Genomic DNA, 25,903 nt, shown 5'->3' with positions numbered 1-25,903 from the left:
TTTCCTTTTCCTCAATCAGGTAAAGTACTCCTCCAATTCGGATCGGATTTTTTTTGAGCCAAAAGCATTTCTTCAAGATAGTGGTTACGCGCTACAAGATATGCCCGTTCTTCTTCTGGCGTGAGATTTCCCATCTGTTCACGGGAGACGGAGCCGTCGTAATTCGTCTCATCTACAGTAAAAAGTTTGTTGTCTCTGGCCTTCTGCATTACGCGCTTTCCGGCTGAATAGGCTCGGTCTTCTCCCAAAACACTTGTGTCAAATCCAAGCGCATTATAAGCCTGAACATATGTCATTCCTTCATCATGGATTTTCTTGTACAGGGCAATGTCAAAGTCTTTAGAGTAGAAGATCCTGTCCTCTTTGAAGCCAGTAACAAACTCATTATCGAGAAAGGGAATGATCTTTTCATCAGGTCTGTCACTGCCGTCCTCATATTTATACTTTTTTGAATGATCCACCAGTTTCATCGTTTAATCCCCCAATACTTTTTTCTGTAAACTCCTTATAGCTTCTTGCAGCCGTGTGAGCGTTTTTTGCTGACTTTACCTTCATCTTTTCAAAGCGTTCTTCTTCTCTTGCCAGATATTTGGCGAATTCTGCTTCACTCATCTGTTCCAGGTATTGTTCATACTCTGCAGGTGTCATCTTTTCTCTATCCCACATGCCTCTTTCATTATTATAGTAAAAGCCATATCTATCAATACATTCCTGCAACTCATCCAAAGATTTACAAGCTTCATAAGGGCACTCATCTTTAAAATGTCCAAAGAATGATTCCTGAACTGCATTATCCCAGCAGTTCCCGCGTCTTGACATTGACTGCGTAAGTTCTCGTTCAACAACTGCAGCCTGAAAGTCATCACTCATGTAAAGCATGCCCTGGTCGGAATGAAGTATTGCACCACTTTTGGCAGGGTAAGAATCCATTGCTGCCAGGGTATCAAGCGCAAGCTGAAGATCATTGTTTTCACTGACAATGAAGCATATGAGTCTGCCTGTAACCGGATCCACAGATGCTGAACCATAGGCACGCAGGCCATCACCATAGTCAAGATATGTCACATCTGTAAGCCTTATTTCATTGGGTCTGTGAAGCCTGAATCTCCGCATGATGAGGTTGGCTTTTTGGTTTCTCGCTATGAGTTCTTTCATTGCTTTTCTATTCCGGCTGGGACGTCTTATTGTTGTTCGGATTCCGTATTTATTCATAAGCCTGCGTATCTTGTACATGCTAAAAGACTGTCCGGTAACCCTTGGCATAAGCATATATACCTGGCGTATACCTTTCTCAAAGCCTTTGTATGCAAGTACCTGGCGAATTATTGCTATATATTCCTCATCTCTGCGACACCTGTTAATTTTGCCTGTTCCATATGTTTCATTATGTAGCAGTGCGTAATAGCGGCTTTTTGATAAATCCATCAGTTTCAGTATCCTTTTTCTGGAATAGTATCCCCAAGGATCACTGGGGAGTCCATCTGCCCATCGACAAACTTTGCGCTGAATATCATAATTGTCAGTTTTGAATATCTGTCCTAATTCGCAAAAACCTTTTCTTACTTCCTGGAACATCATAGAAGCCCGTCTATTCTGTATCTTCAAAATGCCTTCATTACATGGAATAACCTCTGTCTCCAAAGGCTTCCATGCTTGCAAAGATGAATTGATCCGCGTTTTACTCCAGGTATTCACCAAGCTATCATCAATTCCGTATATCTCAAAAATCTTTGAAAGCGGAATGGGTATCATGTATACCTCATTAAAGAAGGCATTTTTCATGTACAGATTTCCACGTACTATCTTTTCTACATAGGGATTCTCTAAGAGCTTGGGAGAGGCTGCAGAAACATGATCCTCGACTTTTGAAACACCTTCAGACGCAGCATATCGTTTGAATATTTCTCTCTTAAAAGCCTGTTCCAATCTGCCGATTCTTTCACATCCGACATCAAGTGGATCAATCCCATTGCGCCTTAACATATCTTCAATTGATGTGTCAGGGTAAGCTTCCATTAATTCTTGGCGAAAGCCGGGATCTATCGTCATTCCGAATCCTCGTTTCTTTCTGTAAAACTTCCCTGACAGTATCAAAGGATTAGTTTCTTTATATTCCGGATCTATTTCAGGGTGAGATTTTTCTGTAGGTAGAGGATATCCGCCGTATTTGAATCTTGCACATATATCTTTAAATGAATGGGATAAGAGGTCTATTGCCAGAATATCAACTTTCTTAAGCTCTTCCTCTATGGTTTCAGGGGTAGGGTTTTCTTTCCATTTTTCGAAGAGTTTTATCCTAAAGGGAAGTGTAAATCCCACTGTTTCACCATAGATGGTTTCGACAACCGGATTATCATTTAGCTTTTTTCTGTTTATATCCCTTCCATACATTATGATAGATTCCTCCTGACAATAGAAATACCCAGACAATGGGTATTTCAACTGTCATGTTGAAGTCCATCATCTGGGTATCAGTTTAAAATGTGCTCCCATTGGACACTTCAATGAGAGGTGTGGGAGCTCCTGTTAAGCTTATTATAGCGAATATAGTTAGTTTTTCAACAGCGTTTTCATAAAATGGTTGTTGCAAAAAATGCAACAACCACTAATCTCAGCATGCATATTTAACTTGTAAACCATTTTAGTTTACGCTTCCAAAACAATATCCTTGATTCCTGCCCTGATCTTTGACTTGGGCACCACATGATTCAAATTTCCATTCTTCCAAAAACTGTCCATGACATAGCAATCATGACTGCAGTATTTTCTAAATTTATTCCCATATGCTGAAAAGTACCGCTTGCAGTAGGCGCACTCAAAAGTGTAAGTTGCTTCTTGGGAATGAACACTTTTCTCCGGGTGTTGCTTCCACCATGCTCTTCTGCACTCATCCGAGCAAAAGAGCTTCTTCCCGGATTTAGGATTTCTCTCGATCCTTTTACCACAGAATTTGCATCTGCTAGGGGCATTCTCATCTTTGAAAGTTGCCTTTATCTGCTCAACATCACCTGCAAGACCATGTGTCTTACAAAAATACCTGACATTCTCTCTTGATGTTCCTACTACTATAGCTATTGATTTGTAGCCAAGGCCTTTCATTCTTAGCTGCGTTATCTGACGCGCCATTGCTTCTGTCATTGTGATACCTCCTTATTTGAACATATAGTGTTTGTCCCACGTAGCGGGCATACTATACGTCACTCTTAAGAAGGTATTAGTCAACTGTTATCAGTTTTCGCACACTTCCATATGTTTGAAATTACTTTTTACGCTGCTAACCGCTTATTTATTGCCATTCTATGATTTTGCATTTTCCCATAATTGTTTTCAATAGCGGGTCCCTCTCAGAATACTCTTGATTGCCAACAATGAATATCCTATCTCTGGCTCTAGATAGCGCAACATTGATCCGCCTATCATCAGCAAGGAATCTATATGATCCCTTAGTTCTGGTAACCGAAAAAATCACAACATCGCTTTCCTTTCCCTGAAAGCCATCCACTGTGTCTATTTTTACACGATCCGAATTAATACACGCCTTTCGCAGAGATGATATCTGGGCACGATATGGTGCAATTACAGCAACTGTTGTATTTGGATTACCCTCGCTAATAATCTGCTTCACCAAGTCAGCAACTATCTTACATTCATCCTCATTATAGATCTTTGGTCTATCCGATAATTCTTCTGTTGGAATAGGCCAGTCATTTGACGGTTCATATGTGATCCAAGTTAATCCATCTTCAACATCCTCATTCCAGCCATTTTTCAAAGAGCCATTATAAAACAAATCAGAAATCATACAACCAATCTGATTTGACATACGATACTGTGTATCCAGCACAGAAACCTTTTTGCATTCGTTAAAAAGAGTATCTATGTACATGAAACGGTTCAAATTACAGTTTTGAATGCTTCTTATGATCTCTTGTTCTTCAGAACAAAAAACGGGCGGTAACTGCTTAGGATCGCCAAGCAGTACCGCTTTTCTTGAAATAACAAGTGGCGATAGGATTTCCGGTAGCGTTGCCTTGCAAACCTCATCGATAATTGCAACATCGAACATTTCTGTCCTATCTTTAAAATCATATGCAGCGGCCCTATTACAAGTCATCCCCACAATATTAGCAGAAAGAGCCAATGCCTTTTCAATTTTATTTTCATACGTTGCTTTTGTCTCAGCAGACGACAAAGGCAGGTCCTTGACATTCAAAGTTACGCCTATTTTCGGGCTTTCTGAAAGTTTGGACAAAAGTACCACAGTTTCGACGTGGCAGCCAGCAGCTCTAAAGCACGATAAATACTGGCTTTGAACACATTTCACCTTTTAACGATAGGCCTTAAAATGAACCCAGTTTTGAAACCACCATAAAGTTCCGTTTCTTTAATATACTATACCTGGTCATTTACGAAGGCTCCATTAAATGCTCATAGGGGCAACCAATCTGCCCCCTCTCAACTCTGTCAGGATACCCAAAAGCGGCTCTTGTTATTTCCTCTACCCTTCGATAGTCTTTTTCTTCTTCAAGTCTGACATTTATCTCCATGCACTTCTCCCAACTGCTAATTTGTCTATTACTTTACACTTTTTTTCATCTCTTAAGGCTTTTAAAACTATGCATATATCAGTCTCAACTGAAGCAAGATATTTTATCCTATTTATTGTATTTTCCGTTTCTACTTCTCCAAGCCTTATCTCTTCAGCATCATTACTCACCAGGCCTAGTGCGCGCCTAATATTGTATTCAAGCCATTCTATCCAGGTAAATGCTATTCCAAACAAATCATCATAAGACCTGAATCCATTGTCATAAGCATTAAGATACCCCTTGAAAAAAGCCTCCAAATTGTCTTTATTGAACCTGCCGTTCACAGTTCCGGACCATTGCAGCGCAAGATCAAGGCATGATGATATAGGATTACTGTATCCCAAACATTCCAGGTCAATCACATAAGCATTTCCGTCATGCCACATAATATTCTTGGGATCCATATCATCATTACTGATTGCTCTCATTGCAGGAAGATTTTTCCTGGCCTCATTTAACTTTTCCTGTGACTTAACAAGAAGAAGCATATTTGCTTCAAGTAGAGGTGCTATCTCACTATCTTTAGCCTTAGCACTTTCAAGTAATTTTGCAAAATTAACCTCACTTAACGTAGGTTCTTCTTGTGATATATTTTTTACATCAATACCATGAATTCTTCCTAGTATCTCACCGGCTTTATAACTCTGATCATGTGAAATATCATTAAAATCTGTTATTTCGCCTTCTTGCCAAGGAAAAATATAATAATGCCTTCCACTAATCGAAAGCATTTTTCTACCATCAAAAGATAATGCCGCCACAATAGGAAGATTATTGTCTTCCAGGATTTTTTCCAGCCTCTCTGCTTCAGCATAGTTCTTCATGGCATCCGCTCTACTCATTATTTCAGGATTAAGACATTTAACCGCATATGTTCCTGTTGTTGTATTCACTTTATACATCTTATGCATCAACCCACCTGATACAGGAAGAATCTGCCCTTTAATTGTCCCCAAACCGCATTGTGCTACCAATGCACATATATTTTCCATACTAAAATCCTTTTAAGTTTTCCTCGCCGACTTATAACTCTCGCCCCGAATAATCATAGCATAGCCGGGCTTTCCAGCATACACAATAGCTACAATCATGTATTTCTGCACTCTGTGAGCTTATTATGTAGATTCTCTTTAATATCAGATTAAATACTTTGTAATCATCATTTTAATAATCTTGTCATTGATTACTACTCCCGATGATTCGTAAGATATTATCAGGTGTTCTCCCGGAAATATTCCATTTGCAATGTAGGAATTTATCTTTCGTATAGCTTTCTCCGCATAAGCCGGATCATCCATTCTTCCGTCATGCTCCCAGTAGATTTCCTTGCCATCTCTTTTCCTAAGGAAAGTGAAATCCGGATATACGACTCCATAGCCTTTTAGCTTCAATGGACACTCATACTTGTATTCAATTCCCAGATCATAAAAGGTATCCGCTAAGATTTTCTCCGATTTAGAGCGAACTCTTTCACCCTTCTTGGTATAGATTTCAGGTATACCAGGAGCAAACTCTTTTCCTACATATGGATTACTCTTCCAGTCTGTAAGTTTCTCCTCCCAGGGTATTTCTACCGGGTTAATCAGCGTTTTCCTGTTTGGATGAAGCTTGTCATAGATTTCTTCTATCTCATTATCCTCGTATTCATTGGTTAGTTTATCTAGCTGCTTTAAACGCCTGTCTACAAGCTTTTTTATTTTCTGATCGTAAGATTTCTGCGCGAGTCGATAGACAAGTGCCATATCATCTTTCTTGATATAGCTAAGCTTGTAGCCAGTTTCATTTTCATCTTCAACACAATGTATATATTGAACCTTATCCTTGGATGATGTCACTCTAACAGTGCCATTTGGCACATCAATGAGCCTGCCATCAACATTCGCTTTGATAATCTTTAATCTCTGTTCCTCTAATGACAATAATTCTTTTAATCCATGCATTTAATATATTGTTCCTCTTTCTATTTATGTGTCTTCTGTAATATTCCCTTTTCCAACTACTTCAACCATTTTGCTGACGTCAGCAAAATGGTCTGATACAGCTATCTTGTTTTGGGGCTTGAAGTTTCTACTCATGCTCTCCTGTTGAATTTACATTTTCCAAGTTCTCAACAGGCTGTTTTTATCCTTGTTTTCCTGCTGATAATCCAGTTTTATCATATTTCAACAGGCTGTTTACACCGCCTTAGCCTGTTGAAATCAATATATTTCGATTTCCAACAGACTATTTTAGATATTTCCACCTGTTGAAATCAGCAAATATCTCATTTCCAACAGGAAGTTCAGGCTATTCCTACCTGTTGAAGTTCTCATTATCACATATTACAACAGGCAAATGCCGCCTTTTATCACTGTTGAAATCTAACAAGCCAACAATTTCAACAGGAATGCCCCAAGTTTTCAGCCTGTTGCAAATCCAAAAACATCAAAATCCAACAGTCCCCAAAAACAAAAATAGTTCAAATAACTTGGAAATAGTCCGATCACAATAGCATCATAAGCCATTGTGCGGAATAGATGCGCGGCTGGCCACGCCAGCCGCAAAACTAGAATAATCTAAGATATAATTCTAAAATACTCTCTTGATAAGTCGACCAATTCCCTAGGAGTCAAACCGATACCTCCTTAAGTCGACCAGTTTCCTTTATAAATCGCCTCAAACCCGCATTACTTCCCACCACTATTTCACAATGAAGTTCTGCTCTCGCCCCAAAATACGGGGCTCGCCAGAACAACCGCGCCTGTAACACTCAGCCTTCGCTACCGCTTGTCTTCGTTAACAGGGCGACGGTTTCAACATGATTAGTCCAGGGGAACTGATCCACAGCCACTGCTCTCTGAACGTAATATCCGCCCTCGGCGAATATCTCGAGGTCACGAGCAAGGGATGTAGGTTTGCAGCTGACGTAGATCATGTGCTTCACGCCATAGTCGATGATCTTCTTAAGGGCCTTGGGGTTGATGCCTTCGCGGGGAGGGTCAAGGATGATGAGATCAGGTTTTTCTGTGATGTCATCAAGGACCTTCAGGACGTCTCCTGCGATGAATTCGCAATCCACAAGGCGGTTGCGTGCAGCATTTTCCTTGGCTGCAGCAACTGCTTCTTCAACTATTTCAACACCGATAACCTTGTTGGCAATGGGTGCAATTATCTGCGCTATTGTTCCTGTACCGCAGTAAAGATCGTAGATTATCTTGTCACCGGGATCCTCACTGGTGTTGTCGTAGAGTCCGTCAATGTACTCTCTGACTGTTCCGTAAAGAACCTCTGCACTAAGTGAATTGGTCTGAAAGAATGAGAAGGGTGTGATCCTGAACTTAAGTCCAAGAAGCTCCTCATAAAAATAATCCTGGCCATAGAGAATGGTTGTGCCCTCATCTATGATAGCATCAGCCTTGGCATCATTTTTAGTGTGAAGGATTCCCACAATATGGCCGGAAAGCTCCAGAGTCAAAAGCATCTCAGCATAATCCATAAGATTATGATCTTCCTGAGTTGTTGTTACTATATCGATCAGGATATCGCCAGTCTTCTGAGCCTTTCTTACGAGAAGGTGTCGAAGATAGCCCTCCTGTTTCATTCTGTGGTAGAAGGTGATTTTTTCATCCCTGTACATCTCTCCGAAATATGAGAGTGTTGCGCTGAGGATGCTGTTGTAGTCATCGTCGACGATTCGGCAGCCTGTAACACTTACTATGTCATGCATGCTGTTTCTTTTGTGCATGCCAAGAGCAAGGGGTCCGCCAAGCTCTTCATCGCCGAAGGTAAACTCCATCTTATTTCTGTATGCAAATTTGATAGGGCTGGTTTTTATACCTTCCCAAGTGTAGTTCTGTTCCTGTCTCTCCAGAATAGGATTAAGGATGTGTCTTACCTGCTGCTCCTTCATGCCAAGCTCCTTGACATAAGGCATGGTAAGATAACTACAGCCTCCGCATTTACCGAAGTGAATGCAGGGGCTTTCTATAGCATCAATAGGCTCTTCGAGAACCTCGAGGAGCCTACCTTCTGCTCTGCCATTTCTGTTTTTAATAATCACACTGGACACCTTCTGACCGGGAAGGGTATTCTTTACGATTACCTTTCCTTCAGGTGTCTCCATGATTCCCTTGTTAGGAAATTCAACTCGAACAATTCTGCCCGTTACTATATCTTTTTTCTTCATTTCTCCAAATCCAGATCAACGAAATCGTCATCATCAAAGTCGTCGAAATCGTCATCGTCATAATCATAATCATCCTCGTACTCGGGCATCATGTAATCGAAAACGAGATAAGCGATTGTCGCTACTGCTGCAATTGCTCCGAAAACTGCCAGGCACCACAATACTATGTTCGCGGGCTTCTTAGCGTTTGCTGCTTCCTTCTTCTCCAAAAGTTCATTGATTCTTGTCATCTCAAGAAGTTCTTCAATTCTGTTCTTATCCATTACATTCCCCTTTCCAAGATACTATAGTTACTTAAACCCTCATCCGTCAGCTTCGCTGACACCTTCCACCTTAAAAGTGGGAAGGCTTAATATATCAACTTATCTGACACAATTACAAATATAATTATATCCAATAAATGGTAATGTTTCTATCGCTTTAGCACAGTTTATATTTTTTTAAGCTTAGCAAAAGCGGCGAACATTATCTTCTGTCCATACTCGTCAAAATTGATTGTAACCTTATAATCTCTGGGTTCCTTCACAATATCAAGCACTGTTCCGGCTCCGAATTTTACATGGGCAACCCTATCTCCGACACCGTACTCAAGTGCTGCTGATGCAGGTGCTCCTTTTGACAGACCTGCAAGTCCGGGCTTTCCGAGTGAAGCCTTGCTGTGGGCACTTGCCGCTCCCGCTATGAAAGGTTTATCCTTTGGAACCGCTCTCTTCTTAGGAGGTGCTGGCTTAGCCACAGGTCTACCATAAGCAGGCTGCGTGGCAGCTTTTGTTCCTCCGTAAGCACTTCTGTGAAGCGGTGAGCTTGCCGTTCCCGCTGCATAGGTGGGCTTAGAAAAATCCATCTTTTTCTTAAAGATCCTGCCTGTATCCAGATCGATATCATCATCGTCATCGATGGATTCGCCACCGTCATACATATAGGCAGCCTCTGCTGCTCCTACCTTCTCCAGAAGCTCATCAGGTATCTCTGATACAAATCTGCTGATAGCATTGTACTGAAGCTGTCCCCTTGTCATTCTGCTTCTCGCAGTTGTGAGAGTCAGATGCTTCCTTGCTCTTGTGATTCCCACATAAGCAAGACGCCTCTCTTCCTCAAGTCCCTCAGGATCTTCACCCTCGTTCATGAGCGCCATAAAGCTCGGGAAAACATTCTCCTCCATACCTGTCAGATAAACATGGTCAAACTCAAGCCCCTTAGCGCTGTGGAGTGTCATTAAAAGAACCTTATCATCATCCTCTGAGACATTATCGATGTCAGCCACGAGAGCCACTTCCTCAAGGAATCCCGTAAGTGTAGGCTCTTCCTCCTTGTCCTCATAGCCGGCCATCTTGGAAATAAGTTCGTCCACGTTCTGCTCACGCTCGTTATCCTCAGTATTCGCATCTTCATCAATCGTATAGAGGTAATCGATGTAGCCAATCTCTCTTATAATATGCTGCATGAGCTGATCAAGTCTTGCTTCCTTAGCAAAGGCTCTGAAAACAGTGATCATATTCGCAAATGCTTTGCACTTAGCCTGAGCAGTTTTATTAAGTCCCGGAATCATGTCAGCTTCCGCACATGCCTTAAGAAAACTGATATTAGCCTTATCTGCGTACTCCTGAACATGAGTGATGCTGGTAGCACCGATGCCGCGCTTGGGTACATTTATGATACGTCTCGCCGCAAGATCATCCGCACCTGAATCAATGGTTTTAAGATATGCCAAAAGATCCTTGATCTCACGTCTTCCATAGAAGTTTACTCCGCCCACAAGATCATAGGGAATTCCCTCGTAAACAAATCGTTCTTCCAAAAGTCGTGACTGTGCATTAGTTCTGTATAAAACGGCGATATCGCGATAATCAGCCTTTCCGGTTTTCTTTAATTTGCAAATCTCTGAGGCTACAAAGTCAGCTTCCTCAGGAGCCTGTCCAACTACCTTAAGTCTTACAAGCTCGCCCTTACCTTCATCGGTCCAAAGTGCCTTATCTTTTCTTCCGTAATTATGTCTGATGACTGCGTTTGCCGCATCAAGGATGCTCTGTGTAGATCTGTAATTCTGCTCAAGCTTTATTACTGTAGCATCCGGATACACCTTTTCAAAGTCCAGGATATTCCTGATATTCGCACCGCGGAATCTGTAAATACTCTGATCATCGTCACCTACGACGCAAAGGTTCTTATATCTGTCGGCAAGAAGTCTTACAAACTCAAACTGCACATTGTTTGTATCCTGGTACTCGTCCACCATGATGTACTTAAATCTCTCCTGATACTGCGCAAGTACCTCAGGCTCGTCCTTGAAAAGCTTTACAGTATTAAGCAAAAGATCATCAAAGTCCATGGCATTGTTCTTTTTAAGAGTGCTCTGATACTCCATGTATGCCTTGGCGATTTTTTCCTTGTTTCTGTCTCCGCCTGACGCAAGTCTGTACTCTTCAGCATCAACGCAATTATCCTTCGCATGAGATATTGAGTTCTGGATATTTCTGAGTTTTAGCGTTGTAGTCTCAAGCTGATATCTCTTACAGATGTCCTTTAAAACGGACTTTGAATCATCGGTGTCATAGATCGTAAAATTGTTATCATATCCGAGTCTGTCAGCGTAGCGTCTAAGAATCCTCACACAGGTTGAGTGAAAAGTCGCAACCCAAATGCTCTCTGCGCCAAAGCCAACAATCTTATCAACCCTTTCTCTCATCTCGCCTGCTGCCTTATTCGTAAAGGTAATGGCAAGAATGTTCCAGGGATTAACTCCGCATTCATCAATCAAATAAGCGATTCTGTGTGTCAACACTCTGGTCTTTCCGGAACCTGCTCCCGCAAGTATCAGTACCGGACCATCTGTCTGCAGAACCGCTTTTTTCTGTTCGGTATTAAGTGTATCGTATATACTCATTAAAAAAATCAAACCTTTCTGAAAATCCCCTCATCCGCCCTTCGGGCACCTTCTCCCCAAGGAGAAGGCATATATAATATTACTGCTCTTCTTTTCCAAGAATAATTTTCTTCTTTTCCAAGAATAATTTTCTTCTTTTCCAAGAATTATTTTCTTCTTTTCCAAGAATTATTTTCTTGTTTTCCAAGAATTATTTTCTTCTTTTCCAAGAATAATTTTCTTCTTTTCCAAGAATTATTTTCTTTTTTTCCAAGAATTATTTTCTTTTTTTCCGGTACTCTTTTCTTTCTCCAGATTCGCCCCTCTCCTCCTGAATATGGTCAATAATATTCTGGATGAGAAGCATTTTCATGAAAACATCATAGGAAAGCATGGATACAAAGTTGAACATCTGAAGCTCATTCTTATCCTGGCCCTTAGCCTCAGGGAACGACTCCTGTGCACGCTTATACTTTTCCTTTATATCTTCCTTAAGATGAGCGATGATGTCCTCCTGCTCATCATAAATAGTCTTATAGATATCCTTTAGGTTAATGTCTTCATCATCTTTTCCGAACCTCTTGTAGACAGGCTCGAAGAGAGTCTGAATGTCACTGAAGGACAACATGTTTTTATAGTAATAGATAAACATCAAAAGTATGATATGGTCCTTCGAATACTTCTTCTTGACGGGAGGCGGAAGAAGGTCGTTCTTGGCATAGTTGTTGATCATGGTCTTTGTAAGGATCTTGTCAACATCAGGATGCCTTGATGACTTTCTAAGGCTCTCGTCCATAAAAGTAAGCAACTGGTCCATATACAGGTCAATGTTTGGTATGTCATTAACATCAACCTGCTTGGTCCTGTCCATGCTGGCCATAATGCTGTTTAAAAAATCGTCGTAATCTAGTGTCATATCTTATCTCCGGTCATGGATCTGTAATCATCTGATCATTGTTATCATGCAATTTCTTTCTTAACGCCATCAGCTTGTCGCATCATCTCTCTCGCATTTTCCATGGTGGAATCTGTTATCTGTGCTCCGCCAAGCATTCTTGCAAGTTCAGATGCCCTCTCATCATCAGAGAGCTTTCTTATGCGGGTAACGGTTCTCTCACTTCCATCCTCTTCGTGAGTTCCCTTGGCAATCTCATAGTGAGTGTCCGCCATTGAGGCAATCTGCGGAAGATGTGTTATGCAGATAATCTGGTGTCCTCTTGCGAGTATTCCAAGCTTCTCCGATACCTTCCAGGCAGTCTGTCCGCTGATACCCGCGTCGATCTCATCAAAAATGAGAGTGTCGATGTCGTCCTTCTCCGCAACTACAGTCTTAATCGCAAGCATAATTCTTGAAAGCTCACCGCCGCTTGCAACCTGCTCCAAGGGTCTTATCTTCTCACCGGGGTTAGTGGAAATCATAAATTCCACATCGTCATATCCGTTAGCTGAAGCCTTATCCTCTGAAGAATCAACATCTATCTCAAATCTCACATCGATAAAGTTGAGATCCTGAAGGGCCTTTTTAAGTAGTCCTGACAAAACATCAGCATTCTTTTTTCTAAGATCTGAAATTTTCTTGCAGGCTGCTAAAACTTCACTGTGAAGCTTCTTCTCATCTAAGAGAAGTTCTTCCCTGTATGCAGACAGATCCTCAAGCTTTTTGAGTTCTTCTTCCTTCTCATCTCTGTACTTAAGAACCGCTTCAATACTTCCGCCGTACTTATCCTTAAGATGATTTATGACGTTGAGCCTCTCCTCTGTATTGGCAAAATCTTCGGGATCAAACTCAAGCTCATCGATATAGGATGAAATAGCATGCCTAAAATCCGATAATAAATTATCGATATCAGAAAGCTGATCAAGAAGTTCTCTTGCTTTGTCATCATATCCGCTGACAGAAGATAGTTCTCTAACTGCCCTGCCTATGGCATCGGCTGCGCTCTCGCCAACATCACCGGCTCCCGTTACCTCAGCTGCGATACCTGCTGCCTCGGCAATCTTACGTGAGTTCACCATTCTCCTATATTTGGTGTCAAGCTCCTCATCTTCACCCTCTTTAGGATCGGCCTCAGTTATCTCATCGTACTCAAAGCTTGCGAGGTCTTTTTGTCTCTCTCGCTCTCTTTCATCGAGATTAGTTTCATCGAGCTTTTTTAAAATTTCCGTCCAGCTGCTATAAGCCGCGCTGCATTCTTCCTTGAGCTTTATAAGCTCTTCGCCTGAAAAATCATCGAGTATCTCAAGATGCTTTTTCTTGTGTAAAAGCTCCTGATGATCATTCTGTCCATGGATGTTAATAAGAATATTTGAAAGGTCACGAAGCTGTCTTGCGCTTACGGTCTCGCCGTTAGCCTTGCAAACACTCCTGCCCTCCATGATTTTTCTCTGAAGGATCAGTGTTCCATCATCTTCAACAGGAATATCGAGCTCCTTAAGTCTTCGTAGCTGTCCCTCATTTTTTATTCCAAAGGTCAGCTCAATAAGAGCATATTCTGCTCCCGTGCGGATCATTCCGCTATCAGCCTTAGCGCCCAGAGCCAGATTAACGCTGCCGATTATCACTGACTTACCGGCACCGGTCTCACCACTCATGATGTTAAGTCCGTTCTCAAAGTCAACCTCCTGCTCATTTATAAGAGCAAGATTCTTTACATGTAGATTGTATAACATATTTACCTCTTTCCTTTTCTGCTTCTTCGGGCAAGTTAAGGAAAATGTTTATCCTTCAGAACCAAGTGGCAATATTCCACTGCCTTGATTCTTAAAGGTATCAACCGATCATTTCGTTCAGAGCCCTCATAACATTCTGAACATCATCGTTGGTACGTATTGCAGCCATAATGGTATCATCTCCGGCAATACAGCCAACTACTTCTTCAAATTCCAGCGCATCAATAGCTGCAGCAACTGCCATAGCCATACCAGATACTGTACGAATAACAAGTATGTTCTGCGCGCTGTCCATACTGATAAAACCTGCTCTTAGTACATCTGCATACTTATCAGTCATTCCGGCACTATCCTGAACGAAAACATATTTATGTCTTCCGTCAGGCGTTGCCCTCTTGGTAAGCCTTAGCTCCCTTATATCTCTAGAAACAGTTGCCTGAGTTACCTTGAACCCTTCAGCATTTAGCATATCAGCAATCTGCTCCTGAGTTTCTATAACATTATTCTGAATGATTTCAATTAACTTATTATGACGTTTTTTCTTCATACGAGTTTTTTCCTCAAAATATTTAAAAAGCTTTCACTGCTGAGTTTCAATATCTTAGTAACCTGTCTGGCAGCGGTAATATCTATCCTGTCCCCGCTCTCCATGATCATCCTTCGTCCGCCGTCCAGCGAGGCCTCCAGCCTCTGCACGGAATCACCTCTGCCCTTTCCGATTTCAATTGTAACCTTATCATTTTCAGAAAGAACGATTGTCCTTGCTGTAGCAGCATGGGGACATATCGGTGTAAGCAGCATGATCCTCGCCCTGGGATCCACAATGGGACCACCGGCTGACATATTATAAGCTGTAGAACCTGTCGGTGATGAAAGGATTATCCCATCAGCCTGATAGCTCGAAAGCGGCAGGTCATTTACATATACATTAAAATTGAAAACCTGGAGTGATGAACATCTTGCGATTACGATATCGTTTAAAGCGTAATTGATAACGCCCTTCTCTTCTCCCTGACAGAGAACTCCCTGAAGCATCATACGGTCTTCTATTTCATACTCATCATTAAGAAGCTTATCCATCGCACTCTCGGCATCTGAAAGCTCAACCTCAGCCATATAGCCAAGAGTACCGAGGTTAACTCCGATAAGCGGGATATTTTTCCCAAGCACATTTCCCGCAGCCTGAAGCATTGTTCCGTCGCCTCCGAGAACTATGCAGCATTCCACGTTATTAGGAATCTTGTATGAATACTCCCTGCTGCCATTTTTATCAGAGAATCTCTCATCCTCGGCCACCTCGCAAAACGCTCCGTTGGCTTCAAGATAATCCCTGATGCGTGCAGTTGCCTTCATACCGGGATCCTTGCCTCTATTTGTGATTATGAAAAACCGTCTCATAGATATTTACAACTCCCCGTGTGCTCTTCCCACCGTCTCCTCAATCAGCTTCTTCATCTCGGGCTCAGTTGAAAATCCGTTGCCCACACTCAAAACCTCTGACAGCATATGAAGTCCCTCGCCTTCATTTATCTCGCTAACTTCAGCGTTTTTGCTCTCATCCTTTTTGATGTAAAGAAGATATTCGATATTACCTTCCGGTCCTCTGACCGGTGAAAAATCAAGATTCAAAACCTTAAACCCGATTATATGAGCAAAATCTATTACTTTACAGATGACCTCCTCATGGGTCTCAGGTTCTCTTACAACACCCTTTTTTCCTACCTTCTCCCTGCCTGCTTCGAACTGAGGCTTGATGAGACATACCATCTCGCCGCCGTCCTTTAGAAGCTTTCTTGCAGGTATGAGGATCTTTGTAAGAGATATAAATGACACATCAACCGATGCGAAATCAAGATCATCATCTATGTCATCTCTTGTGAGATATCTGAAATTTGTTTTCTCCATGCAGACAACTCTCTCGTCTGATCTGAGCTTCCATGCAAGCTGTCCATGTCCCACATCCACAGCGTAAACCTTGATTGCTCCGTTCTGAAGCATGCAATCCGTAAAGCCTCCGGTGGACGCTCCGATATCCATGCATACAAAGCCGTCAAGCTTAAGTTCAAAGCTCTTCATCGCCTTTTCAAGCTTAAGTCCGCCTCTGCTCACATAGGGGAGCTGCTCACCCTTGACTTCAAGTGATGTGATTTTTGATTCATCAAAGGAGGTTCCGGGCTTGTCCTCTCTCTGTCCGTTTACAAAAACATCGCCTGCCATAATGACAGCCTTTGCCTTTTCCCTTGACGGTGCAAGCCCTCTGGAAACCAGAATGACATCCAGTCTTTCCTTAGCCATTTATTTCTATTTCCTCGTATTTTTTCATTACTTTCTTTGCAACAGACTCAGCATCCACACCCAGCTCCTTGTAGAGCTGATCGCAGGATCCATGTGTCACAAATGAATCAGGAAGCGCGATGCATAGATGATGTATGTCAACTCCCTCATCGCATATAAAACGTCTTACCTGATCACCAAAGCCGCCATATTCAACATTCTCTTCCATAGTAACCATGAGTTTATGCTTCTTGGCTGCTTCCTTTATATACTCTTCGTCGAGAGGCTTAACAAATCTCGCATTTGTGAGCGAGCAGTTGTAGCCCTTTTCAAGAAGAATTTCTCTTACCTTTTCAGCGGTCTTAACCATGCTGCCAATTGCAAAGAGTACTATGTCTCTTTCCTTGTAAATCGGCTCAGCTTTTCCCATTTCAATCGGTGCACGGAAATCAGCAAGTCCGTCGTAAGCCGTGCCTCTCGGATATCTGATAGCCATAGGCCCGTTAAATGCAATCGCAAACTTCATCATATCAGACAGCTCCCATTTGTTCTTGGGTGCCATGATATGCATATTGGGCATACTTGACAGATAAGACAGATCAAATATTCCCTGATGTGTCTCGCCATCACTACCTACAAGTCCTGCTCTGTCTATCGCAAATGTAACAGGAAGGTTCTGCAGACATACATCCTCCATAACCTGATCATAGGCCCTCTGTAAAAATGAGCTATATACGGCAAATATAGGATGGTATCCGCCAACCGCAAGTCCTGCGGCAAATGTAACCGCATGCTCCTCTGCTATCCCTGCGTCAAAGAATCTCTCGGGATACATATTTCTAAATCTCTTTAATCCGGTACCATCGGCCATAGCTGCAGTTATTGCAACCGCTTTTGGCTCACGCTCGCCGATCTTGCACATAACAGTACTGAAAATGTCCTGATAATTAGCTGTGGTTCTGGGATTCCTCGGAATACCGTTTTCAACGAGGAAAGGTTCCGTGCCATGGAAACGCGCAGGATGCCTCTCAGCAGGCTCAAAGCCTTTACCTTTCTTGGTAACCACATGGATCATGACAGCCTTGCGGACCTTCTTAGCTTCTCTGATAGCTGCTCTAAGTGCAGGTATATTGTGACCATCAATAGGTCCAAGATACGTGATACCAAGATTTTCAAAAACCATGCCCGGTACAAAGAGCTGCTTAAAGCTGTTCTTTGCACGTCTGATTCCGCTTACCATCTTAGGACTTGAGTCCTTAAGGGAATTGTAAATATCATCCCTCAGATTAAGGTATCCTTCCGCGGTTCTTACAACATTGAGGTATTTCGCCATTCCGCCGACGTTCTCTGAGATTGACATCTCATTGTCGTTTAATACCATAATGAAATTCGTATCAAGCTTTGCAGCATTATTAAGAGCCTCATAGGCAAGTCCGCCTGTGAGTGATCCGTCACCGATAACTGAAACAACAGTGAATTTTTCATCGGAAAGCTGCCTTGCTCTCACCATTCCAAGTCCCGCAGATATACTGGTTGAACTGTGTCCTGTATCAAATGAATCACAGTCGGACTCAGATCTCTTGGGGAATCCGCTCATTCCTCCAAATTTCCTGAGATTATCAAAACCATCCTTACGTCCGGTAAGAAGTTTATGTGTATAGGACTGGTGTCCTACGTCCCATATGATCTTATCCTTTGGCAGATCAAGTTCCAAATGAAGTGCCATCGTAAGCTCAACCACACCAAGATTAGATGCAAGATGTCCTCCTGTATGGCTTATCTTTTCTATGAGAAAATCACGAATTTCCTGCGCAAGCTCTTTCTGCTTGCCAGTCGGAATTTTCTTTATGTCATTTGGTTTATTTATGTTGTCGAGTAACATATATGCCCTCATCCGTCATATTCTACACTCTGCAATATCACAGCAGAGTATCACTTTTTGCGGGAAATCATCCATTGTACCAGCGGAATCAGAAACTCTTCGCTTCCACTGTATTTCGAAAGAATCTCCACTGCTTCATTTGAAAATTTCTCAACTTCCTTCCTGGAAGCCTCAAGTCCATGAAGCGTGACATAGGTTGTCTTTTCATTCTTCTCGTCGGAGCCTATCGGCTTTCCAAGTTCAGCCTCATCGCCTGTCACATCAAGAACATCGTCCTGGATCTGGAAAGCAACTCCTATCTTCCTGGCAGCCTGCTCAATATCAGAAACCGCTTTATTATCAGCGCCTGCAAGAAGCGCTCCTATCATCATGCTGCTCTCAAGCATGGCAGCGGTCTTATTCTCATGTATGAAAATCAGCTCCTCTGACGTAGCCGAAGCCTTACCCTCAGCCTCTATGTCGGCACACTGTCCACCGACCATTCCGTATATGCCGGCTTTTCTTGTGAGAATTTCAAGAGCCTTGGCCCTTCTGTCACTTATATCACCATCAAAAGCTGTAAGTTCACATTTGCATAAAAATACTTTCAGCGCAGTCTCGTATGCATAATTCAGAAGTCCGTCACCTGCAAGAGTAGCCATTCCGGGGCCATAGACAACATGGGTGGTTTTTCTGCCTCTTCTGTATTCGTCATTATCCATTGCAGGAAGATCATCGTGAACCAGTGAATAGGTGTGGATCATCTCTATCGCAGCAGCCATCGGTGCAATCAGCTCCTTTGGCTCACCGGAGAATATTTTAAACATCTCCAGCATCAGCACCGGCCTTATTCGCTTTCCACCGGCCATAACACTATAGTTCATGGCCTCAATGACCTTTTTCTGATAACCCTCTTCTGCCGGCAGAAAACTTCTTATTATCTCTTCCGCCTCAGCAGCTTTTTCATCCAACATTTTTTCAAATTCGGACATTATTCGAAATCCTCCGTACGGCCGTCAGCCATAACCTTCTGTACCTTCTTCTCAACCTTGTCTATTGAATCATTACAGTACTTAAGAAGGTCCATGCCTTCCTTGAAATACTTAAATGACTCCTCCAAAGTAACGTCGCTCTTTTCGAGAGCTTTGATTCTCTCATCGACTTCACTGAAGGCTTCCTCTATTGTTAATTCTTTTTCTTCGTTCTTATTTGCCATATGACCCTCATCCGTCAGCTTCGCTGACACCTTCCCCCAGAGGGGGAAGGCTAATGTTGTCTGCCCTCCCCTTCTAGAGAAGGCTTATGTTGTCTGCCCTCCCCTCTAAGGAAGGCTTATGCTGTCTGCCCTCTTTCTATGCCTTCCCCCTTTTGGGGAAGGCTTATGCTGTCTGCCCTCTCTCTATGCCTTCCCCCTCTGGGGGAAGGCTTATGCTGCCTGCCCTCTTTCTATGCCCTCCCCCTTTGGGGGAAGGCTAATGTTGTCTGGCCTCCCCTTCTAGAGAAGGCTTATGCTGTCTGCCCTCTTTCTATGCCTTCCCCCTTTTGGGGAAGGCTTATGCTGTCTGCCCTCTTTCTATGCCTTCCCCCTTTGGGGGAAGGCTTATGCTGCCTGCCCTCTTTCTATGCCTTCCCCTTTGGGGGAAGGCTTATGCTGTCTGCCCTCTCTCTATGCCTTCCCCCTTTGGGGGAAGGCTTATGCTGCCTGCCCTCTTTCTATGCCCTCCCCCTTTGGGGGAAGGCTTATGCTGTCTGCCCTCTTTCTATGCCTTCCCCCTTTGGGGGAAGGTGGCACGAAGTGCCGGATGAGGGCTAATTTCTATAATCTATCGGCTCAGCATTTACTACTTCCGCTCCGATAATACCGTCCGCTACATTTATCTCGATCTTATCGCCTGCAGCTACATCCTTAATGCTTCTGACATTCTTACCATCCATATCTGAAACATAGGAAAATCCCGACTGCAATTTATCAAGAGGACTAAGTGCTTTGAGCCTCTCAATATCAACGTCAAGGCGATGCCGTTTTTCCTTCAAAATATCAGTCATGAGTCTCTCAAGTCTGTCAGCTGCCTGAGCGGATCTCATTCTCTGATCGCGGATCCTTGCTTCCGGTGAAAGATGCTGCAAAAGTCTCGTGTCCGCAGCAGCCTTATCACGCAGTCTGCTAATCCTGTCGTTCATCCTGCGTACAAGAATATCTCTGTAAGCATCAATATCCTGAAGCAGAAGGTCTATCTCATATACCGCAAGCTCTGCTGCCGCAGATGGTGTAGGTGCTCTAAGATCTGCAACAAAATCCGCTATAGTCCAGTCTGTCTCGTGTCCGACAGCTGAAATTATAGGGATGGGACAGTTAAAAATCGCTTCCGCGACAATCTCCTCGTTAAATGCCCACAGATCCTCAATGGATCCGCCGCCTCGTCCAACAATTATAACGTCCACATTCATTTCTGAAAGTGTCTGTATACCGTGAACAATGCTGTCCTTTGCCTGGTCTCCCTGAACGATCGCGGGATACAGGTATATCTGCACATAGGGATTCCTTCTTGTAGAAATGTTAATGATATCCCTTACCGCCGCACCTGTCGGAGCTGTTACAACTCCCAGTGTTTTTATATGCTTTGGTATTGGCTGCTTGTACTCAGGCGCAAACATTCCACGTTCAGCTAGCTCTTTTTTTAAGACCTCAAAACGCTCAAATAAAGCACCTGCTCCATCTAACTCAATTTTAGTGGCATAGAGCTGGTACTTGCCGTCTCGTTCATAGACATCAACCGATCCCGTAACCTGAACCCGCTGTCCCTCCTGCATCCTGAACTTAAGTCCGGATACAGTACTACTGCGGAACATCACACATGAAATCGCTCCGGACGCATCCTTAAGCGTAAAGTAGATGTGACCGGAGGAATGATATCTGCAGTTACTTATCTCGCCCTTCACTATCAGTGATGAGAGGAGAAAGTCCTGCTTGAACATATTCTTGATATAGGAATTTATCTGCCCAACTGTATATACGTTACGCAAGTTTAGCCAATACTCCGTTTACGAAGGATGATGCTCCGTCCTGGCCGAATTTCTTGGACAACTCAACTGCCTCGTTTATAGCCACTCCGGTAGGGATAGCGTCATCAAACTTAATCTCATAAACCGCAAGTCTGAGGATTGCAAGTTCAACCTTACCGATTCGTCCTGTATCCCATCCTGTGGTTACTTCGTTAATAAGCTTGTCAATCTCGGGGAGCTTACCTGCTATGCTCTCATAGCGCTCCTTCACAAAATCAACATCCTTATCTGTCATCTCTTTGTCATTAGTTTCAATAAACAGATCTTCCTGCTCGCGCATCTCATCAGGTGTATTAAACTCTACACGAAAAAGCAGCTGAAAAACCTGTTCTCTAAGTTCTGATCTTTTCATAATATCCTCTACAATCCTTTAGTCAGGCATTTTGATTCCGGCAATGCGAACGTTAACATCAGTTACGTTAAGTCCTGTCATGCTCTCGATTGAGCTCTTTACCTTATCCTGAACCTGTTTGCTGGTTGCAGGAATATTGTAGCTGTAATCCATAAGTATAGACATATCCACGCGAACCTTGCCATCATTAAGAAAAATTCTGGAGCTCTTCTGGAGGTTCTTAGGGCCTGCCTTCTCTATATTTTCACTGGTATAATTACCTGCCATTGCGCTCACGCCATCGATCTCAAGAGCAGCAAGTGCAGCAATCTTGGCAACAACGTCATCAGCTATCTTAACAGAGCCGATTCCTTTTGCCTTAATTAGTGTATTATTCTGTACTTCCTTTTCCATAATAATCACGTTCCTTTCATACTGAAATCCTTATAATTATACAAGAAACCACGGGACTCGGCAACTTTTTATACCCATAAGGGACGCGGGGGTGTTATATGCCTGTGGGGAGTTTGGCCTCGATATTTGTTCGCATGATTTTAGTAAAGCTCACGCAGCTTTTTTTGATATTTCATGCTCGATATATCTCGCATGAAAGTTAAAAGCTGCTATGTGAGCATAACTAAAATCTATGCTCAAAATCACGAGTCCCCACTCCCCACAGGCATATCCTACCCCGCTGGTTATTCATTGCCAAAAAGTATGCGAGCGTGGTTTGGCGAAGGTGGCCCGTAACGTGGTGGGCTCCTTGATTCACGCATGGATGGGTGTGGCGGAGCAGCTCGGCGAATTAGTGACAAGCTACATCGACAGGACGGCAAGAGGAGCTGAATAGCTAAGGCGCTTAGCCCATGTATGCGGAATTGCAATGTTCTCAGCGAGCAGTATGATTTTTTAATTGAAAAAGCCCGGAAATGCTGACCGCTTTGAGCAACGTCGAAGGGAAGCATTTCCGGGCTTTTGAAATTTTAAAAATCACTGCGCAGCCGAAAACATGCAATTATGCATACATAAGCCAAGCGCCGTATTTTATTTAGTTCTTCTTGCTATTATCGTCAATGTACTTGTCGAGCTTGTCGAGCTGCTTGGTTGCGAAAGCTTTTCCGCCGATACCGAAGGAGATTGCAAATGCAATAGCGATAGCTGCAACAATGATGATGAATGCTGAGTTAACGATTGTTGTTGCAATTCCGAGCTGATTAAGAACCATGAATACACCGATCACAAAGATAACAGCCTTTGAAACAAGTGCATAGCCATCCATACCGTTCTTCTTAAGAGCCTTCTCTGCAAGGATTGCTGCAAAATATGTAAGTGTAAGAACGATAACAGCTGCAAGAGCCTTAGGCATGTAACCAATAACTGCAGCACCGATATCTGTAAGGAGCTTTAAGTCTACTACAGCAAAGCCCTGAACGATGAAGATAATGTTGATCACAACCTGCACAACAGTGCCTGTAACCTTTGAAAGTACGAATTTTTCTGTCTTTCCCTCTGTTGCATCAGTGAGCTTCTTATCAACACCTGTTGAAGCAAGGAGCTGAGTAATGATCTGGCCAACAAATTTACCGATGAGATAACCAACAAATACTACAAGGCAGCCTACGATGATACGAGGAATATACTCGATCACGATAGTGAGCATACCTACAGCAGGTGCAGTGATCGCATCAATTTTCAGAACGTTAAGTGCTACGATGAATACAGGAATCATGATAAGAACATACACGATATAAGCAAGTGTGTATGAAAGCTTAGCAGAATCCTTAACTTCAATGCCTGCCTTTGACTGGAGTTCATCAACCTTCAGTCTTGCAAATACAGGAACGAGAAGTGTTCTAACAGTTGAAGCAATGAGATTGCCGACAAAGATAACAATTACTGCGGCAAGAATGCTGGGTACATAGCCCCAGATGGTGTTAAGAAGTCCCATAACGGGAGTTGTAACACTGTCGATTCCCAGTGTATTGAAGATGCTGGGAACAAAGAGTAAGAATACAAGGAAGTAAACCAGCTTACTGATGTAAGTAATGGTCACTCCGGGTCTCGGACCATCTGCCCTTGAAACGATGAAGCCGAGCTTTGTGTGTGTCATCAATTTAATGATGAGAGTTTTGACGATGGAGGCTACGATGTAGGCTATAAGCAGAATAATCAGCGCCACGATCACTTTTCCCAGGCCCCCAAATACGCCTGTCATGAAACCAGTAAAATCTAACATGCCATTTCCTCCTTGGTGATTGAATTGTTACCCGGTAAATATTATTCCGTGAACTTTTATTTCAAAATAATCATTACCGAATGAAACAATTTTACCACCCCAAAAGGTCATGAGCAAGGAATTGTCCAGTAAATTGAAAGGCCCTAATATAGCCAGATTATCAAAATATACTGCTCATCAAAGGTCGTATATGAAACTGTATTGTTTGATCCTTCGATGTAACCAAAGACCTCCTGATCTGTTATGAGTCTTTTGATAAATTCATCATACACAGCTCTGGTGCTGCACTTTATAGTGACATTATTGCTGCCATCAGCATATCTTCGTGAAAAAAGACTGCCGAGAGCATTCATATCATTTTCAGTAAAGTACTCGCCTTCCCTTACATAGTAATTATTCCTCATAGAGGTGCAATCAGGCATAGGCAGAGTTTCAGCTATAGTATGTGTTCTGCTGATATCCTGTGTCGTGCAGCAAAGATAAGTATAGTTAATAAGCGGGAGCTTTTGCGACTCAGCTCCTCCGCTCTCATATTTCTGATATGATGAATCTCCCCATGTGGTATCCACATATGTGTATTCACCATCAGCATAGACCAGATTCCATGCATGCCCCACACCATTCACCTTTCCTGTGACCATAGTGGTTGGAACGCCAATCTTATTAAGCAGATACTGAGTGGCCTTTGCATAGCCCTGGCAAACTGATTTTCCATATAAAAAGACTGAGCAGATATTCTGATTGTCAGGCGCCTCTGCATCATACTCTGTATTTGAAATCAGATAATCATACACATACTTGACCTTGGCATAGTCATCGTCATATAGCGGTGCCCCTGCAAGACAGGTATTAACATAAGCATCAATCTTCTGCTGTCTCGCTGCAATTTCCTCAGGACCGTAAATATAGTTACCTGTAAAAGAAATTTTCTTTAATACACCTGCAACCGTGTAACGGGTATATGTATATCCATCCATGTAGAAAAATTCGGGATGATCAGCAAGTACAAACTGGCAGACAACATCAAGCACTTCCTCGTCAAGCGTGGATACAACTATATCCTCTGCACGCTTTTCGATTATTCGCATGATCTCTACATACAGAGTCTTCCCCTCATCTGTAAGATGCTCGAAGGCGTACTTACCCTGCTGACTTCGCTTTAGCCCTTCAATATCTACAATAGATAATCCCAGTGCTTCTTTTTGTGCCTGCTGGAATGTATCACTGAAATAAGTTGTGGAATCATCCCCCTGACCACCGTCATTTTCTTCAACATCCCTGCGGCGGCCTGTTCTTCCGGTCTCTCTTTCTATCTCGGAAATCAGATCATCAATTGCCTTATTTACTTTATCGGGATCAAAAGTTCCTGAATGGGAAGAATCGTCTCCCTCTGCATCTGAAGCTCCCAGTCCGGAATTACCTGAATCGGAACCATCTGCATTAAAAGCGACTGAATCAGAATTCTCAGTAGCAGCATTTCCACTATTATCATTCTCTGAATCAGATTCACCTGAATTCGAAGAGTCTCCCTCAAAATCTCCTGCATCCGATGTTTCTTGATTAAATCCGGCATTTGCTTCAATATCTGCCGCGGTGATTGTATCATTGCTTTGCTCAAAGCCTTCTGTATTCTCTTCATCGGCTTTATCGCTATCATCATTTTCTTTTTTATCCTTCGCGAATCCGAAGGTATCATCCGAGTTCATCAGATTATTATTTTTAAAAAACTCAGATACGGCATCACCCTCACATCCTGCCAAAACAGCTGCCATAAAAAAGGATGCAAAAAAGACAGATGCTTTCCCTATTAAGTTTTTAAAACATCTGTCTCTTCTCATGCTCATACTATCT

24 protein-coding genes are annotated in these 25,903 nt (G+C 42.7%); all 24 read right to left on the bottom strand.

Going from position 1 to position 25,903, the window contains the following annotated elements:
- Positions 1 to 11: 11 nt before the first annotated feature.
- The 24 genes from G586_RS22295 to G586_RS24830 all read right to left on the bottom strand — a co-directional run bounded on the left by G586_RS22295 (position 12) and on the right by G586_RS24830 (position 25,824).
- On the bottom strand, positions 12 to 470 hold the full coding sequence (locus tag G586_RS22295; protein ID WP_051204672.1) for a hypothetical protein: 459 nt from the start codon (positions 468 to 470) through the stop codon (positions 12 to 14).
- Positions 439 to 2,391, bottom strand: a complete 1,953-nt coding sequence (locus G586_RS22290) for an IS3 family transposase (protein WP_051204671.1) — start codon at positions 2,389 to 2,391, stop codon at positions 439 to 441. Before G586_RS22290 ends, G586_RS22295 begins: the two co-directional genes overlap by 32 nt.
- Positions 2,392 to 2,646: 255 nt before the next feature.
- Positions 2,647 to 3,138 (bottom strand): hypothetical protein, encoded by a 492-nt coding sequence (locus G586_RS22285; protein WP_051204670.1) that lies wholly within the window; start codon positions 3,136 to 3,138, stop codon positions 2,647 to 2,649.
- 148 nt (positions 3,139 to 3,286) lie between these two features.
- Positions 3,287 to 4,252: a DEAD/DEAH box helicase gene (locus tag G586_RS22280; RefSeq protein WP_207640721.1), complete on the bottom strand. Its 966-nt coding sequence runs from the start codon at positions 4,250 to 4,252 to the stop codon at positions 3,287 to 3,289.
- A 154-nt stretch (positions 4,253 to 4,406) separates the two neighbouring features.
- Complete coding sequence (locus tag G586_RS26560) at positions 4,407 to 4,547, bottom strand: hypothetical protein (protein WP_196811567.1); 141 nt, start codon at positions 4,545 to 4,547, stop codon at positions 4,407 to 4,409.
- Complete coding sequence (locus G586_RS0109040; protein ID WP_035772870.1) at positions 4,538 to 5,581, bottom strand: aminoglycoside phosphotransferase family protein; 1,044 nt, start codon at positions 5,579 to 5,581, stop codon at positions 4,538 to 4,540. Before G586_RS0109040 ends, G586_RS26560 begins: the two co-directional genes overlap by 10 nt.
- A 144-nt stretch (positions 5,582 to 5,725) precedes the next feature.
- Entirely contained in the window at positions 5,726 to 6,529 is an 804-nt protein-coding gene (locus tag G586_RS0109035; RefSeq protein ID WP_026527513.1) for a hypothetical protein, read from the bottom strand.
- 809 nt (positions 6,530 to 7,338) lie between these two features.
- Positions 7,339 to 8,754, bottom strand: a complete 1,416-nt coding sequence (gene rlmD, locus G586_RS0109025) for a 23S rRNA (uracil(1939)-C(5))-methyltransferase RlmD (protein ID WP_026527512.1) — start codon at positions 8,752 to 8,754, stop codon at positions 7,339 to 7,341.
- Complete coding sequence (locus G586_RS0109020; protein WP_026527511.1) at positions 8,751 to 9,017, bottom strand: hypothetical protein; 267 nt, start codon at positions 9,015 to 9,017, stop codon at positions 8,751 to 8,753. The genes rlmD and G586_RS0109020 overlap by 4 nt, the downstream gene beginning before the upstream one ends.
- A gap of 167 nt (positions 9,018 to 9,184) precedes the next feature.
- Entirely contained in the window at positions 9,185 to 11,638 is a 2,454-nt protein-coding gene (locus G586_RS0109015) for an ATP-dependent helicase (protein ID WP_026527510.1), read from the bottom strand.
- Positions 11,639 to 11,646: 8 nt separating this feature from the next.
- Positions 11,647 to 11,781 (bottom strand): hypothetical protein, encoded by a 135-nt coding sequence (locus G586_RS27220; RefSeq protein ID WP_255346250.1) that lies wholly within the window; start codon positions 11,779 to 11,781, stop codon positions 11,647 to 11,649.
- Positions 11,782 to 11,894: 113 nt separating this feature from the next.
- Positions 11,895 to 12,533: a DUF1836 domain-containing protein gene (locus G586_RS0109005; protein ID WP_026527509.1), complete on the bottom strand. Its 639-nt coding sequence runs from the start codon at positions 12,531 to 12,533 to the stop codon at positions 11,895 to 11,897.
- Between the two features lie 44 nt (positions 12,534 to 12,577).
- Positions 12,578 to 14,287 carry a DNA repair protein RecN gene (gene recN / locus G586_RS0109000; RefSeq protein WP_026527508.1) on the bottom strand — a complete coding sequence of 570 codons (1,710 nt, stop codon included), beginning with the start codon at positions 14,285 to 14,287 and terminating at the stop codon, positions 12,578 to 12,580.
- Between the two features lie 100 nt (positions 14,288 to 14,387).
- Positions 14,388 to 14,834, bottom strand: a complete 447-nt coding sequence (gene argR / locus G586_RS0108995) for an arginine repressor (RefSeq protein ID WP_026527507.1) — start codon at positions 14,832 to 14,834, stop codon at positions 14,388 to 14,390.
- Positions 14,831 to 15,685: an NAD(+)/NADH kinase gene (locus G586_RS0108990; protein ID WP_026527506.1), complete on the bottom strand. Its 855-nt coding sequence runs from the start codon at positions 15,683 to 15,685 to the stop codon at positions 14,831 to 14,833. The genes argR and G586_RS0108990 overlap by 4 nt, the downstream gene beginning before the upstream one ends.
- Positions 15,686 to 15,691: 6 nt before the next feature.
- On the bottom strand, positions 15,692 to 16,582 hold the full coding sequence (locus tag G586_RS0108985; RefSeq protein ID WP_026527505.1) for a TlyA family RNA methyltransferase: 891 nt from the start codon (positions 16,580 to 16,582) through the stop codon (positions 15,692 to 15,694).
- A complete protein-coding gene (gene dxs, locus G586_RS0108980; RefSeq protein ID WP_026527504.1) occupies positions 16,575 to 18,443 on the bottom strand; it encodes a 1-deoxy-D-xylulose-5-phosphate synthase in 1,869 nt (622 codons plus the stop codon). The genes G586_RS0108985 and dxs overlap by 8 nt, the downstream gene beginning before the upstream one ends.
- Before the next feature lie 50 nt (positions 18,444 to 18,493).
- Positions 18,494 to 19,414 carry a polyprenyl synthetase family protein gene (locus tag G586_RS0108975; protein WP_035772868.1) on the bottom strand — a complete coding sequence of 307 codons (921 nt, stop codon included), beginning with the start codon at positions 19,412 to 19,414 and terminating at the stop codon, positions 18,494 to 18,496.
- The gene (xseB, locus tag G586_RS0108970) at positions 19,414 to 19,638 is read right to left on the bottom strand and encodes an exodeoxyribonuclease VII small subunit (protein WP_026527502.1); all 225 of its coding nucleotides are present in this window, start codon (positions 19,636 to 19,638) and stop codon (positions 19,414 to 19,416) included. The genes G586_RS0108975 and xseB overlap by 1 nt, the downstream gene beginning before the upstream one ends.
- Before the next feature lie 593 nt (positions 19,639 to 20,231).
- A complete protein-coding gene (gene xseA, locus G586_RS0108960) occupies positions 20,232 to 21,446 on the bottom strand; it encodes an exodeoxyribonuclease VII large subunit (protein ID WP_026527500.1) in 1,215 nt (404 codons plus the stop codon).
- The gene (gene nusB / locus G586_RS0108955) at positions 21,439 to 21,837 is read right to left on the bottom strand and encodes a transcription antitermination factor NusB (RefSeq protein ID WP_026527499.1); all 399 of its coding nucleotides are present in this window, start codon (positions 21,835 to 21,837) and stop codon (positions 21,439 to 21,441) included. Before nusB ends, xseA begins: the two co-directional genes overlap by 8 nt.
- A gap of 18 nt (positions 21,838 to 21,855) precedes the next feature.
- The gene (locus G586_RS0108950; protein WP_026527498.1) at positions 21,856 to 22,230 is read right to left on the bottom strand and encodes an Asp23/Gls24 family envelope stress response protein; all 375 of its coding nucleotides are present in this window, start codon (positions 22,228 to 22,230) and stop codon (positions 21,856 to 21,858) included.
- Between the two features lie 634 nt (positions 22,231 to 22,864).
- Positions 22,865 to 24,052, bottom strand: coding sequence for a mechanosensitive ion channel (locus G586_RS0108945; RefSeq protein ID WP_026527497.1), 1,188 nt, complete (start codon positions 24,050 to 24,052; stop codon positions 22,865 to 22,867).
- 143 nt (positions 24,053 to 24,195) lie between these two features.
- Positions 24,196 to 25,824 (bottom strand): transglutaminase domain-containing protein, encoded by a 1,629-nt coding sequence (locus G586_RS24830; protein WP_196811566.1) that lies wholly within the window; start codon positions 25,822 to 25,824, stop codon positions 24,196 to 24,198.
- Positions 25,825 to 25,903: the final 79 nt, after the last annotated feature.

It is taken from the genome of Butyrivibrio sp. VCD2006 (assembly GCF_000423925.1).
In the GTDB taxonomy this organism is placed as follows: domain Bacteria; phylum Bacillota; class Clostridia; order Lachnospirales; family Lachnospiraceae; genus Butyrivibrio.
This window is presented reverse-complemented; position numbering and strand designations above follow the sequence as displayed.

What these genes read in the sequence shown, in the direction of transcription:
- G586_RS22295 (WP_051204672.1), bottom strand. Translation starts at nt 470, where the DNA reads ATGAAACTGGTGGATCATTCAAAAAAGTATAAATATGAGGACGGCAGT.
- G586_RS22290 (WP_051204671.1), bottom strand. Translation starts at nt 2,391, where the DNA reads ATGTATGGAAGGGATATAAACAGAAAAAAGCTAAATGATAATCCGGTT.
- G586_RS22285 (WP_051204670.1), bottom strand. Translation starts at nt 3,138, where the DNA reads ATGACAGAAGCAATGGCGCGTCAGATAACGCAGCTAAGAATGAAAGGC.
- G586_RS26560 (WP_196811567.1), bottom strand. Translation starts at nt 4,547, where the DNA reads ATGGAGATAAATGTCAGACTTGAAGAAGAAAAAGACTATCGAAGGGTA.
- G586_RS0109040 (WP_035772870.1), bottom strand. Translation starts at nt 5,581, where the DNA reads ATGGAAAATATATGTGCATTGGTAGCACAATGCGGTTTGGGGACAATT.
- G586_RS0109035 (WP_026527513.1), bottom strand. Translation starts at nt 6,529, where the DNA reads ATGCATGGATTAAAAGAATTATTGTCATTAGAGGAACAGAGATTAAAG.
- rlmD (WP_026527512.1), bottom strand. Translation starts at nt 8,754, where the DNA reads ATGAAGAAAAAAGATATAGTAACGGGCAGAATTGTTCGAGTTGAATTT.
- G586_RS0109020 (WP_026527511.1), bottom strand. Translation starts at nt 9,017, where the DNA reads ATGGATAAGAACAGAATTGAAGAACTTCTTGAGATGACAAGAATCAAT.
- G586_RS0109015 (WP_026527510.1), bottom strand. Translation starts at nt 11,638, where the DNA reads ATGAGTATATACGATACACTTAATACCGAACAGAAAAAAGCGGTTCTG.
- G586_RS0109005 (WP_026527509.1), bottom strand. Translation starts at nt 12,533, where the DNA reads ATGACACTAGATTACGACGATTTTTTAAACAGCATTATGGCCAGCATG.
- recN (WP_026527508.1), bottom strand. Translation starts at nt 14,287, where the DNA reads ATGTTATACAATCTACATGTAAAGAATCTTGCTCTTATAAATGAGCAG.
- argR (WP_026527507.1), bottom strand. Translation starts at nt 14,834, where the DNA reads ATGAAGAAAAAACGTCATAATAAGTTAATTGAAATCATTCAGAATAAT.
- G586_RS0108990 (WP_026527506.1), bottom strand. Translation starts at nt 15,685, where the DNA reads ATGAGACGGTTTTTCATAATCACAAATAGAGGCAAGGATCCCGGTATG.
- G586_RS0108985 (WP_026527505.1), bottom strand. Translation starts at nt 16,582, where the DNA reads ATGGCTAAGGAAAGACTGGATGTCATTCTGGTTTCCAGAGGGCTTGCA.
- dxs (WP_026527504.1), bottom strand. Translation starts at nt 18,443, where the DNA reads ATGTTACTCGACAACATAAATAAACCAAATGACATAAAGAAAATTCCG.
- G586_RS0108975 (WP_035772868.1), bottom strand. Translation starts at nt 19,414, where the DNA reads ATGTCCGAATTTGAAAAAATGTTGGATGAAAAAGCTGCTGAGGCGGAA.
- xseB (WP_026527502.1), bottom strand. Translation starts at nt 19,638, where the DNA reads ATGGCAAATAAGAACGAAGAAAAAGAATTAACAATAGAGGAAGCCTTC.
- nusB (WP_026527499.1), bottom strand. Translation starts at nt 21,837, where the DNA reads ATGAAAAGATCAGAACTTAGAGAACAGGTTTTTCAGCTGCTTTTTCGT.
- G586_RS0108950 (WP_026527498.1), bottom strand. Translation starts at nt 22,230, where the DNA reads ATGGAAAAGGAAGTACAGAATAATACACTAATTAAGGCAAAAGGAATC.
- G586_RS0108945 (WP_026527497.1), bottom strand. Translation starts at nt 24,052, where the DNA reads ATGTTAGATTTTACTGGTTTCATGACAGGCGTATTTGGGGGCCTGGGA.
- G586_RS24830 (WP_196811566.1), bottom strand. Translation starts at nt 25,824, where the DNA reads ATGGCAGCTGTTTTGGCAGGATGTGAGGGTGATGCCGTATCTGAGTTT.